The organism is Pseudomonas sp. 57B-090624 (assembly GCF_003234055.1).
Classification (GTDB): Bacteria; Pseudomonadota; Gammaproteobacteria; order Pseudomonadales; family Pseudomonadaceae; genus Metapseudomonas; species Metapseudomonas tohonis.
In genome coordinates, this window is record NZ_QKRU01000026.1 from 38,044 (window position 1) to 50,677 (window position 12,634).

Here is a 12,634-nt window from a genome sequence, read left to right on the forward strand (position 1 = left end):
CGCAAAAACGGCAAGGCCGGGATTGTACAGCGGAAGCGGCAGCTGGCTTCAAGTCGGGAACGGCCGGTCGCCGGCACGAACGCCGGCAGGCCGATGAAACGGTGCCCGGGAGGGCCGGAAGGAATCAGTCGACGCCTTCGATCACCGCCCGAACAGGGGCGAAGGAGCGCCTGTGGATGGGCGTCGCGCCCAGGCGACGCAAGGCTTCCAGGTGCACAGGCGTCGGGTAGCCCTTGTGCCCGCCCATGCCGTAGCCCGGGTAGAGCGCGTCGAGCGCCTGCATCTCGCGGTCGCGGCTGACCTTGGCCAGGATCGACGCAGCGGCGATGGCCGGCACCTTGGCGTCACCCTGGATCACCGGCGCGCTGGGCACCGCCAGTTTCGGGCAGCGGTTGCCGTCGATCAGCGCCAGCTTCGGGGTGACACTGAGGCCTTCCACCGCGCGCTGCATGGCCAGCATGGTGGCATGGAGAATGTTGAGGCGGTCGATCTCCTCCACCTCGGCACGGGCGATGCACCAGGCGAGGGCCTTCTCGCGGATCTCGTCGAACAGCGCCTCGCGGCGCGCTTCGCTGAGCTTCTTGGAATCGTTGAGACCGAGGATGGGGCGGGCCGGATCGAGGATCACCGCGGCGGTGACCACCGGACCACAGAGCGGGCCGCGACCGACTTCGTCGACGCCGGCCACTAGCTCCTCCACCAGGGTGAAATCCAGTCCGAGCTGCATCAGCGAGTCCCTATCAGGTCGAGCACCGCGCCCGCGGCTTCCTTGGAAGCATCGAGACGCAAGGTACGGTGGATGCGATCGAAGCCCTCGGTCTGCACGTCCCCGCCGTCGAGCAGCGGCACCAGGGTCTGGGCCAGCGCCTCGGGCGTCGCGGCGTCCTGCAGCAGCTCGGGCACCAGCAGGCGCTGGGCCAGCAGGTTGGGCAAGGACACGTAGGGGCTCTTCACCAGGCGCTTGAGAATCCGATACGTCATGGGTGCGACCTTGTAGGCCACCACCATGGGGCGCTTGTACAGCAGCGCTTCCAGGGTCGCCGTGCCCGAGGCGATCAACACCGCGTCGCAGGCCGCCAGGGCCTGGTGCGAGCGGCCGTCCAGCAGGGTCAGCGGCAGGTCGCGGCCGGCGAGCATCTGCTCCAGTTGCTGGCGCCGCGCGGGGCTGGCACAGGGCAGCACGAAATGCAGGCCCGGACGCATCGAGCGCATGCGCTCGGCGGCGTCGAGGAACAGGCTGCCGAGACGACCGACCTCGCCACCACGGCTGCCGGGCATCAGCGCCACCAGCGCGGCACCTTCCGGCACCCCGATGGCGGTGCGAGCCGCCGCGCGGTCGGCTTCCAGCGGAATGGTGTCCGCCAGCGGATGACCGACGAAGCGCACCGGCACCTGGTGGGCCTCATAGAACTGCGCCTCGAAGGGGAACAGGGTGAGCATCAGGTCGCAGCCTTCGCGGATCTTCAGCACGCGCTTCTGCCGCCAGGCCCAGACGGAGGGGCTGACGTAATGCACGGTGCGGATACCGGCGCGGCGCAGCTTGAGTTCGACGCCCAGGTTGAAATCCGGGGCGTCGATGCCGATGAAGACGTCCGGGCGGGCGTCGATCAGGGTGGCGATCAGGCGCTTGCGGCGACTCAGCAGTTCGGGCAGGCGGCCGAGCACTTCGACCAGCCCCATCACCGCAAGACGCTCCATGGGGAAATAGGAAGCCAGGCCCTCCGCTTCCATCAGCGGGCCACCCACACCGATGAACTCGGCATCGGGATGACGGGCCTTGAGGGCTTGCATGAGGCCGGAGCCGAGGATGTCGCCGGACGCCTCGCCGGCGACCAGCGCGATGCGCAATGGACGGGTCATGAGATCAGCGAGTGATGCCGCGGGTCGAGGACTGGATCGAGTCGCGGAACACCGCGACCTCGGGGAATTGCGCGGAAGACTCGGCGAGTTCGGCAAGTGCCTGCTCGACGGTCAGGCCCTGGCGGTAGACGACCTTGTAGGCCCGACGCAGGGCCTGGATCGCCTCGGCGGAAAAACCACGGCGGCGCATGCCTTCGAAGTTCATGCTGCGCGCCTCGGCCGGGTTGCCGAAGACGGTCACGTAGGCAGGTACGTCCTTGCCGATGGCGGTACCCATGCCGGAGAAGCTGTGGGCGCCGATGCGGCAGAACTGGTGCACCAGGGTGAAGCCGGAGAGGATCGCCCAGTCGTCCACGTGTACATGGCCCGCCAGCGCCGTGTTGTTGACCAGAATGCAGTGGTTGGCGATGACGCTGTCATGACCGATATGCACGTAGGCCATGAGCAGGTTGTGGTCGCCGATGGTGGTCTCGGAGCGGTCCTGGACGGTGCCGCGGTGGATGGTCACACCTTCGCGGATCACATTGTGGTCACCGATGACCAGGCGGGTGGGCTCACCCTTGTACTTCAGGTCAGGCGTGTCCTCACCTACCGAGGAGAACTGGTAGATGCGGTTGTGCCTGCCGATGCGCGTGGGGCCCTTGATGACCACATGGGGGCCGACCACGCTACCCTCGCCGATTTCCACATCGGGTCCGATGATCGACCAGGGGCCGACCTGGACGTCATCCGCCAGCCGGGCTGACGGATCGATGATGGCGCGAGGGTCGATCAAACTCATAATTTGCGTTCCGCACAGATGATTTCAGCCGAGCAGACTTCCTTGCCATCGACGCTGGCCTGGCACTCGAACTTCCAGATGCTGCGCTTTACGCTGCGGAAGCTGGCTTCGAGGATCAACTGGTCGCCCGGCAGCACAGGCTGGCGGAAGCGCAGCTTGTCCGAGCCGACGAAGTAGTACAGGGTGCCGTCGGCAGGCTTCACGTCGAGCATCTTGAAGCCGAGGATGCCGGCGGCCTGGGCCATCGCCTCGATGATCAGCACACCCGGCATGATCGGGTGCTCGGGGAAGTGGCCGTTGAAGAATGGCTCGTTGATGCTGACATTCTTGTAGGCGCGAATGCGCTTGCCCTCGATATCCAGATCCACGACCCGATCCACAAGAAGGAAAGGGTAGCGGTGCGGCAGGTATTCGCGAATCTCGTTGATGTCCATCATTTTCCTGGAGCCTTAAAAGGGGATTGGGGATGCGCGGCGCTGCGCAGGTCACGCATCAGATGAAGCATCCCCGCCCGGGGTCACTGACGCCAGGCGCTTTTCCAGCTGCTGCAGACGACGCGCCATGTCATCCAGCTGGCGAATCCTGGCTGCGCTCTTCTTCCATTCCGCCGCAGGTTGCATGGCGGTACCGGAGGAATAGGCACCAGGCTCGGTAATGGAACGGGTCACCATGGTCATGCCGGTGACGAACACGCCATCGCAGACCTCGATATGCCCGACCATGCCGACACCGCCTGCAATCATGCAGTTGCGGCCGATCTTGGTACTGCCGGAAATACCCACGCAGCCGGCCATGGCGGTGTTGTCACCGACCTGGACGTTGTGGGCGATCATGATCTGGTTGTCCAGCTTCACGCCGTTGCCGATCAGGGTGTCGGCCAGGGCGCCACGGTCGATGGTGGTGTTGGCACCGACCTCGACATCGTCGCCCAGGGTGACGCCGCCGATCTGCGCGATCTTCTGCCAGACCCCCTTCTCGTTGGCGAAGCCAAAGCCCTCACCCCCGATCACGGCACCCGACTGGATGACCACGCGCTTGCCGATACGCACGTCGTGGTAGAGCGTCACGCGCGGCGCCAGCCAGCCAGCCTCGCCTATCACGCTGCGTGCGCCCACGACGCTGTACGCGCCGATGGTGACACCGGCGCCGATCTGCGCACCGGACTCGATCACCACGCCGGGCCCGATGCTTGCCGACGGATCGACCTTGGCATCGGGGGCGACCACTGCACTCGGATGGATGCCAGGTGCGGCGACGGGCTTGGGATCGAACAGGTGGGACAGCCGGGCATAGGCCAGGTAGGGGTTGGGCACCAGCAGCGCGTCACCGGCGAAGCCTTCGGCATCGGCCGGAGTCAGCAGTACGGCGGCGGCACGGGTATCGGCGAGGAACTTGCGGTACTGCGGGTTGGCCAGGAAGGTCAACTGGTCGGGACCAGCGTCCTGCAGAGTAGCCAACCCGGAGACAACCCTGGTCTCGTCGCCACGCAGGGTGGCGTCGAGACGCTCGGCCAACTGGCCGAGGGTGAAGGTCGCGACGGTCATATCAGCGCAGTTGGTTCATGCGCTCGATGACCTGGCGAGTGATGTCGTACTGAGGTTTGACATCGATCACCGCACCGCGCTCCAGCACCAGGTCGTAGCTGCCCTTCTTCAGGACTTCTTCGACGGCCTGGTCCAGCTTCGGCTTCAGTTGCTTGAGCATTTCACGGTCGGCAACGGCCTTGGCTTCGTTCAGTTCCTTGGACTGGAACTGGAAGTCACGGGCTTTCTGCTTGAACTCGAGCTCCAGGCGTTCACGCTCGGCCTGCTGCATCTTCTCGCCTTCCTTGACCAGGCGATCCTGGATGCGCTTGGCATCGCTTTCCAGGGTCTTCAGCTTGGTCAGCTGGGGGCCGAACTTCTTCTCGGCATCCACGGCGTACTTCTTCGCCGAGTCCGATTCAAGGAGCGCCATCTGATAGTTCAGTACCGCAACTTTCATCTCGGCAAAAGCCGGAGAGGCCATCAGGGCCGCGGCAACCAGAACGATTTGAGTCAACTTACGCACGATGCACTCCTGCAACAAACACTGTTGTCTTCTTGATCAGCAATTAGAAAGTCTGGCCCAGGGAGAACTGGAATACCTGGGTGTCGGCATTGTCCGGCTTCTTCACCGGCATGCCCAGGCTGAAGCTCAACGGCCCCAGCGCGGTGATCCAGGTCAGCCCCACACCCACGGAGCTGGCGAGATCGCCTGCGTTGATGCTGCTGCAGTTGGTCGCGGTGGACGAGCAACTGGTGTCGAACACGTTACCCACATCCCAGAACAGCACGGTACGCAGCTGGCGCTGGTCCTTGACGAAGGGCAGCGGGAACAGCAGCTCCACGCCGCCCTGCACCAGAACGTTGCCGCCGAAGGGCAGCGGGTCCTGGTCCGGGTCGGCGATGGTGCCGGGGTTGCGACCGGTACTCGGGGTACTGCGCGGGCCGAGGCTGCTGTCCTCGAAGCCACGCACCGAGTTGAAGCCGCCGGCGAAGTAGTGCTCGTAGAACGGCAGCTCGGAGGTGGAGCCGTAGCTGTCGCCGTAGCCCAGCTCGGTGTGCCAGCGCAGCGCGGTGCTCTGGCTCAGCGGGGTGAACAGCTGGGCACGGTAGTCGAGCTTGAAGAACGACAGGTCGCTGCCCGGCAGCGTGCTTTCCAGCACCAGGCTCTGGGAATGGCCACGGTTGGCCAGCACGCCACGGTTCAGGGTCGATTCGGACCAGCCGATGGAGCCCTTGAAGTTCAGGTACTTGTCGCCTTCCTGGCGGATGAAGTCGAAGATCTCGTCGACGGTGTAGCGGCCGGTGCCGATCTCGTCCTGCTGCACGGTCAGGCCGAAGGTCAGGCGCGAGGTCTCGTTGATCGGATAGCCGACGCTGACGCCGCCACCGAGGCTGTCCACCGAATAGCTGGATACGTCGACATCGAGGTCGTCGTAGTCGGTGGTGCGGTAGAAGGCGTTGTAGCCCAGGCTCACGCCGTCGACGGTCCAGTAGGGATCGACGAAGCCGAAGTTGTAGCGGGTCTGGTACTCGGAACGGGTCAGGCCGATGCTGACCTTGTTACCGGTGCCGAGGAAGTTGTTCTGGCTGATCGAGCCACCGAGGATCAGGCCCGCGCTCTGAGCGAAGCCGACACTGGCGGTGATGGAGCCGGAAGGCTGCTCTTCGACGCTGTAGTTGACGTCGACCTGGTCGTCCGTGCCCGGCACCTGCGGGGTCTCGACGTTGACTTCCTTGAAGAAGCCCAGGCGTTCCAGGCGGGTCTTGGACTGGTCGATCAGGTAGGTCGAGGCCCAGCCACCTTCCATCTGGCGCATCTCGCGGCGCAGCACTTCGTCCTCGGACTTGGTGTTGCCACGGAAGTTGATGCGGTTGACGTAGGCACGCTTGCCCGGATCGACGGCGAAGGTCACGGAGACGGTGTGATCCTCGTCGTGAGCCTGTGGCACGCCGTTGACGTTGGCGAAGGTGTAGCCCTCGTTACCCAGGCGGCGGGTGATCAGCTCGGAGGTGGTGGTCATGATCTTGCGGGAGAAGACCTGGCCTTCCTTCACCAGCAGCAGCGACTTGACCTCTTCTTCCGGCACCTTCAGGTCGCCGGAGAGCTTCACGTCGCGGATGGTGTACTTCTCGCCCTCGTCGACGTTGACGGTGACGTAGACGTGCTTCTTGTCCGGGGTGATGGATACCTGGGTGGAAGAGATATCCATGTTGATGTAGCCGCGGTCCAGGTAGTAGGAGCGCAGGCGCTCCAGGTCACCGGAAAGCTTCTCGCGGGCGTACTTGTCGTCGTTCTTGAAGAACGACAGCCAGTTGGTGGTCTTCAACTCGAAGAGGCCGATCAGGTCCTCATCGGGGAATACGGTGTTGCCCACCACGTTGATGTGCTGGATGGCAGCGACCGTGCCTTCGTTGATGTTGATCTTCAGCGCGACGCGGTTGCGCGGCTGCGGGATCACCTCGGCTTCGATCTCGGCGGAGTAGCGGCCCTGAGCCACGTACTGGCGCTGCAGCTCGTTACGCACGCCTTCGAGGGTCGCGCGCTGGAAGATCTCGCCTTCGGAGAGGCCGGACTGCTTCAGGCCCTTGAGCAGGTCTTCGCTGGTGATGGCCTTGTTGCCTTCGATCTCGATGCTGGAAATCGACGGGCGCTCGACCACACTGATCACCAGGACCCCACCATCGCGGCCGAGCTGGATGTCCTGGAAGAAACCGGTCTTGAACAGGGCGCGAGTGGCTTCAACCAAGCGGCGGTCATCCGCCTGATCGCCGACGTTGAGCGGCAGAGCACCGAACACGCTGCCGGCGGATACCCGCTGCAGGCCGTTTACGCGGATGTCGGAGATGGTGAAGGACTCGGCGTGAACTTCGCCGATCATGAGTGCGGCGAGCACCGCAGTTAGCAACAGGCGTTTCATGAAGTCCTTTTTTATTCCAACTGATAATAAGGAATCTGCCGCGAAGGGCGGCAGATCCGGAATTCAGCGACGCGTTACAGACGGCCCAGATCGTTCACCAAGGCCAATAGCATGACCCCGACGACAAGACTGATGCCGATCTGTACCCCCCAAGCTTGCACCCGCTCTGACAGTGGTCGTCCACGCGCCCATTCGATCAGGTAGAACAGCAGGTGCCCCCCGTCCAGGACGGGAATTGGCAACAGATTGAGAACCCCCAGGCTTATGCTCAGGTAGGCCAGGAAATTCAGGAAATCCCCCACGCCGGACTGGGCTGAAGCGCCCGCCACTTTAGCAATGGTTATCGGCCCGCTCAAGTTTTTTACCGAGAGCTCGCCGAGCAACATTTTCTTTAGGGAATCCAGAGTTAGCAGGCTCATGGACCAGGTCCGCGCCGCTGCCTCGCCGACCGCATCGAGCGGGCCGAAGCTCACCTCGCGCAGCATCTCCGCCGGCCACTCACCCGCCTTGACGCCGGCGCCGAGGAAGCCGCTGCGGGCGTCACCCTCGCCACGCGCACCAAGAGTGACAGGCATTTCGGCGACCTGTCCGTCACGCTCGTAGCTCACCGTGATGCGCTGGCCCGGGCGGCTGCGGACGAAATCCACCAGCTGCTGCCAGTCATCCATCGCTTGCCCGTCGAGGGCGCGGATGCGATCACCCGGGCGCAGCCCGGCAGCCTGGGCCGGGCCTTCCGGCACTTCGTCCAGCACCGGCGGCATGGCCGGACGCCACGGCCGGATGCCCAGCGAACCGATGGGGTCAGGCTCGTCAGCCCCTTTCAGCCAGTCGTTCAGCTGCAGGCGCAGCGGGGTCTCGGCAGTCGAGCCCTGGCTGCGCACCACCAGGTTCAGGTCGCCGCTCTCGCCGAGACGACGCACCAGCTGCAGGTTGACGCCGCCCCAGCCGGTGACGGCCTTGCCATCGACGGAAAGGATTTCCTGCCCGACCTGCAGGCCGGCCTGCGCGGCGATGCTGTCGACGGCGACGGAGCCCACCACCGGGCGCACCTGCTGGGCGCCCAGCATGGCCAGGACCCAGAAGAACAGCAGCGCAAGAAGGAAGTTGGCAATGGGCCCGGCGGCGACGATTGCGATGCGCTGCCCCACGGGCTTGCGATTGAACGAACGGTCGAGCTCCGCAGCGGGCACTTCGGCCTCGCGCTCGTCGAGCATCTTCACGTAGCCGCCCAGGGGAATGGCGGCGATCACGAACTCGGTGCCATGGCGGTCATGCCAGCGGACCAGCGGGGTACCGAAGCCGACGGAGAACCGCAGCACCTTGACACCGCAGCGACGAGCGACCCAGAAGTGGCCGAACTCGTGGAAGGTGACCAGCACTCCCAGTGCCACCAGGGTGCCCAAGACCATGTATAGCGCGCTCATCGAGAACCTCCGGGCTCAACGCCCGTGACGGGCCAACCAATCCTGCGCCGCAGCGCGTGCTCGGGCGTCCGCGAGCAGCACGGCGTCCAGCGTTTCGACCGCCAGCACCGATTCGCGGTTCAGCACCTCGTCGATGATACTCGCGATCTCCGTGAAGCGAATGCGCCGCTCGAGGAAGGCCGCGACAGCCACCTCGTTGGCGGCGTTGAGCATCGCCGGGGCACTGCCCCCCGCCTCCGCCGCCTGTCGCGCCAGGCGCAGACAGGGGAACCGCGTCTCGTCGGGCTTCTGGAAATCCAGCCGACCGATACGGAAAAGGTCCAGCGCAGAGACACCCGAATCGATGCGCTCCGGCCAGGCCAGGGCATGGGCGATCGGCGTACGCATGTCGGGGTTGCCCAGCTGGGCGAGCACCGAGCCATCGACGTAATCGACCAGGGAATGAATGACGCTCTGGGGGTGGATCACCACCTCGACCTGGCACGGGCTCGCATCGAACAGCCAGCAGGCTTCGATCAGCTCGAGCCCCTTGTTCATCATGCTCGCCGAATCCACGGAGATCTTCCGCCCCATGGACCAGTTGGGATGGGCACAGGCCTGTTCGGGGCTCACCTCATGCAGCACATCCAGCGATGTTTCGCGGAACGGACCGCCGGATGCCGTGAGGAGGATGCGCCGCACGCCGACCTGCGCAAGGCCACGAGAATAGTCCCCCGGCAGGCACTGGAAGATCGCGTTGTGCTCGCTGTCGATGGGCAGCAATACGGCACCACTGTGGCGCACCGCCTGGATGAACAGGGCCCCGGACATCACCAGGGCTTCCTTGTTGGCCAGCAGCACGCGCTTTCCCGCCTCGACGGCCGCCAGGGTCGGCTTGAGGCCGGCCGCGCCGACGATGGCGGCCATGACCGCATCGACCTCGGGATGGGACGCGACCTCGCAGAGCCCGGCCTCCCCCACCAAAACCTCCGTGGTCAGGCCGGCGCCCTGGAGCCCGGCCTGCAGGCGGCGAGCGGACTCCTGGTCAGGCACCACGGCATAACGCGGACGGTGCCGCAGGCACAGGGCTTGCAACTCGGACAGGCGGGAGAAACCGCTCAGGGCGAAAGCTTCATAGCGCAGAGGATGGCGCGCGATGACATCCAGGGTGCTGAGACCGATGGAACCGGTGGCCCCCAGCACGGTGATGCGTTGCGGACGGCTCACAGACTGCCCCAGCCGGCGACCCACAGCAGCGCGGCGAACATCGGGATGGCGGCGGTGAGGCTGTCGATACGGTCCAGCACGCCACCATGGCCGGGCAGCAGGTTGCTGCTGTCCTTGATGCCGGACTGGCGCTTGAACATGCTTTCGGTGAGATCACCCACCACCGAGATCAGCACCACCAGCGCGGCGCCGAGCAGGCCGGCGAGCAGCGCGCCACCGTCCCAGCCGCGGTAGATGCCCACGCCCAGGGTGATCAGCAGGCTGGTGCACAGGCCGCCGACCAGGCCTTCCCAGCTCTTGCCGGGACTGACCGCAGGGGCCAGCTTGCGCTTGCCGAAGGCCTTGCCGGAAAAATAGGCACCGATGTCAGCGGCCCAGACCAGCACCATCACGGCGAGGATCAGCCAGTTGGCCAGCGGCCACTGCTTGAACAGCACCAGACCCTGCCAGGCCGGCAGGAGGATCAGCAGGCCGATCACCAGCTTGCCGGCGGGACCACCCCAGTAGCGGCTGGAGCCTGGATAGCCGAGCACCAGCAAGGTCGCGGCCACCCACCAGAGGATGCCGACAGCCAGGACCCAGGGCGCCAGGACCGGGGCCTGGTAGAGAACGAACAGCAGGGCCGCGACCAGCGCGGCGTAGCCGATACGGGCGGGCTGGGCGTCGAAGCCGGCGAGGCGCGCCCATTCCCAGCCCCCAAGGCTGACCACCAGGCCGATGAACAGCGCGAAAACGCCACCATCGAGCAGGAAGAAGCCTCCCAGCGCGATGGGCAGGAGCACCAGCGCGGTGATGATTCGTTGTTTGAGCATCGTTAACGGGCCTCGGCTTCTATCTGTTCGCTGGTCTTGCCGAAGCGGCGTTGGCGCGTGGCGTAGTCACCCAGGGCCTTGCGCATGGCTTCGTGCTTGAAGTCGGGCCAGAACAGATCGGAGAAATACAGCTCGGCGTAGGCCAGCTGCCAGAGCAGGAAGTTGCTGATGCGATGCTCGCCCCCGGTGCGGATGCACAGATCGGGCAGCGGCAGGTCGCCAGTGGCCAGGCAGTTCTGCAACAGCCCGGGCGTGATCTCGTCCACCTGCAGGTGCCCGGCCTGGACCTCACGGGCCAGGCGCTGGGCAGCCTGGGTGATGTCCCACTGGCCACCGTAGTTGGCAGCGATCTGCAGGGTGAAGCGGTGTTCGCCAGCGGTCAGCAACTCGGCTTCGCGCATGGCGGCCTGCAACTCGGGATGGAACCGCGAACGGTCGCCAATGATGCGCAGGCGAATCTGGTTGTCATTCAGGCGCCGCGCCTCCCGGCGCAGGGCCGAGAGGAACAGCTCCATCAGCGCGCCGACCTCCTCGGCCGGACGCTGCCAGTTCTCACTGGAGAAAGCGAAGAGCGTGAGCACCTCGACACCTGCCTCGGCACACACCTCGATCACTGCACGGACGGCATCGACGCCGGCCTTGTGACCGGCGACGCCCGGCAGCAGGCGCTTCTTGGCCCAGCGATTGTTGCCATCCATGATGATCGCCACATGACGCGGGATCGCTGGAGAAACGCCTTTCTTGTCCATATGGGGTGCCGTCAGACAGCCATCAGGTCGTTTTCTTTGGCTTCCAGGCCCTTGTCGACCTCAGCGACGAACTTGTCGGTCAGCTTCTGCACATCATCGGCAGCGCGACGCTCGTCGTCTTCGCTGATTTCCTTTTCCTTCACCAGGTCCTTTAGTTGCGCCAGGGCATCGCGGCGGATGTTGCGCACGGCGATACGGGCGTTCTCGGCTTCGGCGCGGGCCTGCTTGGTGTAGCCCTTGCGGGTTTCCTCGGTCAGGGCCGGCATCGGCACGCGGATGGTGGTACCGGCGGTGGCCGGGTTGAGGCCGAGGTCGGAGGTCATGATGGCCTTCTCGACCGCCTGGATCATGCTCTTGTCGAACACGGTCAGGGCCAGGGTGCGGGAATCCTCGGCAGTCACGTTGGCCACCTGGCGCAGCGGGGTATCGACGCCGTAGTAGGACACCATCACGCTGTCCAGGATGCTCGGATGCGCACGCCCGGTACGGATCTTGGCGAAGGCATGGCCCAGGGACTCCAGGGTCTTGGTCATGCGCTCCTGCGCGTCCTTCTTGATCTCGTTGATCATTGTTCGCCCTCCTCGATCAGGGTTCCTTCGGCGCCACCCACAACGATGTTCAGCAGGGCACCGGGTTTGTTCATGTTGAAGACCCGCAGCGGCATCTTCTGGTCACGGCACAGGCAAATCGCCGTCAAGTCCATCACGCCCAGCTTGCGATCCAGCACCTCGTCATAGGTGAGGTGCTCGAACTTCTCGGCGTTCGGGTCCTTGAAGGGGTCGGCAGTGTACACGCCATCCACCTTGGTGGCTTTCAATACCACGTCGGCATCGATCTCGATCGCACGCAGGCAGGCGGCCGAGTCGGTGGTGAAGAACGGGTTGCCGGTACCGGCGGAGAAGATCACCACTTCGCCGCTCTTGAGGTGGCGCATGGCCTTGCGGCGGTCGTAGTGATCGGTCACGCCGACCATGGAAATGGCCGACATCACCAGCGCGGGGATGTTGGAACGCTCGAGGGCGTCGCGCATGGCCAGGCCGTTCATCACGGTGGCCAGCATCCCCATGTGGTCGCCGGTGACCCGATCCATGCCGGCCGCGCTGAGGGCCGCGCCACGGAACAGGTTGCCGCCGCCGATGACCAGGCCGACCTGGACGCCGATGCCGACCAGCTGACCGATTTCCAGAGCCATGCGATCCAGGACCTTCGGGTCGATCCCGAACTCCTCGGACCCCATCAGGGCTTCGCCGCTGAGTTTGAGCAGAATGCGTTTATAGCGAGGTTGGCGACCACTCACCTGCTGAGCCATTACGAGTTCTCCTGCGGCGCATTGAATTCATGGAGCACGGGGCTCCGCT

At 65.0% G+C, this 12,634-nt stretch carries 13 protein-coding genes; all 13 read right to left on the reverse strand.

Features of this window, described 5'->3' with window-relative positions; all coding sequences use genetic code 11:
• Positions 1-124: 124 nt before the first annotated feature.
• Positions 125-727 carry a ribonuclease HII gene (gene rnhB, locus DMX10_RS14130; RefSeq protein ID WP_111261660.1) on the reverse strand — a complete coding sequence of 201 codons (603 nt, stop codon included), beginning with the start codon at positions 725-727 and terminating at the stop codon, positions 125-127.
• Positions 727-1,860, reverse strand: coding sequence for a lipid-A-disaccharide synthase (lpxB, locus tag DMX10_RS14135; protein ID WP_111261661.1), 1,134 nt, complete (start codon positions 1,858-1,860; stop codon positions 727-729). The genes rnhB and lpxB overlap by 1 nt, the downstream gene beginning before the upstream one ends.
• Positions 1,861-1,864: 4 nt before the next feature.
• Positions 1,865-2,641, reverse strand: coding sequence for an acyl-ACP--UDP-N-acetylglucosamine O-acyltransferase (gene lpxA / locus DMX10_RS14140; RefSeq protein ID WP_111261662.1), 777 nt, complete (start codon positions 2,639-2,641; stop codon positions 1,865-1,867).
• On the reverse strand, positions 2,638-3,078 hold the full coding sequence (gene fabZ, locus DMX10_RS14145) for a 3-hydroxyacyl-ACP dehydratase FabZ (protein WP_031287666.1): 441 nt from the start codon (positions 3,076-3,078) through the stop codon (positions 2,638-2,640). Before fabZ ends, lpxA begins: the two co-directional genes overlap by 4 nt.
• A 48-nt stretch (positions 3,079-3,126) precedes the next feature.
• Complete coding sequence (gene lpxD / locus DMX10_RS14150; RefSeq protein ID WP_111261663.1) at positions 3,127-4,185, reverse strand: UDP-3-O-(3-hydroxymyristoyl)glucosamine N-acyltransferase; 1,059 nt, start codon at positions 4,183-4,185, stop codon at positions 3,127-3,129.
• A gap of 1 nt (position 4,186) precedes the next feature.
• Positions 4,187-4,690: an OmpH family outer membrane protein gene (locus tag DMX10_RS14155; protein WP_031287668.1), complete on the reverse strand. Its 504-nt coding sequence runs from the start codon at positions 4,688-4,690 to the stop codon at positions 4,187-4,189.
• Between the two features lie 43 nt (positions 4,691-4,733).
• On the reverse strand, positions 4,734-7,085 hold the full coding sequence (gene bamA / locus DMX10_RS14160; protein ID WP_111261664.1) for an outer membrane protein assembly factor BamA: 2,352 nt from the start codon (positions 7,083-7,085) through the stop codon (positions 4,734-4,736).
• Positions 7,086-7,159: 74 nt separating this feature from the next.
• Positions 7,160-8,509: an RIP metalloprotease RseP gene (rseP, locus tag DMX10_RS14165; RefSeq protein WP_111261665.1), complete on the reverse strand. Its 1,350-nt coding sequence runs from the start codon at positions 8,507-8,509 to the stop codon at positions 7,160-7,162.
• Between the two features lie 15 nt (positions 8,510-8,524).
• Positions 8,525-9,715, reverse strand: coding sequence for a 1-deoxy-D-xylulose-5-phosphate reductoisomerase (ispC, locus tag DMX10_RS14170; RefSeq protein WP_111261666.1), 1,191 nt, complete (start codon positions 9,713-9,715; stop codon positions 8,525-8,527).
• Complete coding sequence (locus tag DMX10_RS14175) at positions 9,712-10,527, reverse strand: phosphatidate cytidylyltransferase (protein WP_111261667.1); 816 nt, start codon at positions 10,525-10,527, stop codon at positions 9,712-9,714. The genes ispC and DMX10_RS14175 overlap by 4 nt, the downstream gene beginning before the upstream one ends.
• 2 nt (positions 10,528-10,529) lie before the next feature.
• Positions 10,530-11,276 carry a polyprenyl diphosphate synthase gene (uppS, locus tag DMX10_RS14180; RefSeq protein ID WP_111261668.1) on the reverse strand — a complete coding sequence of 249 codons (747 nt, stop codon included), beginning with the start codon at positions 11,274-11,276 and terminating at the stop codon, positions 10,530-10,532.
• Positions 11,277-11,287: 11 nt separating this feature from the next.
• Positions 11,288-11,845 carry a ribosome recycling factor gene (frr, locus tag DMX10_RS14185; RefSeq protein ID WP_111261669.1) on the reverse strand — a complete coding sequence of 186 codons (558 nt, stop codon included), beginning with the start codon at positions 11,843-11,845 and terminating at the stop codon, positions 11,288-11,290.
• Positions 11,842-12,585, reverse strand: a complete 744-nt coding sequence (pyrH, locus tag DMX10_RS14190; protein WP_111261670.1) for a UMP kinase — start codon at positions 12,583-12,585, stop codon at positions 11,842-11,844. The genes frr and pyrH overlap by 4 nt, the downstream gene beginning before the upstream one ends.
• Positions 12,586-12,634: the final 49 nt, after the last annotated feature.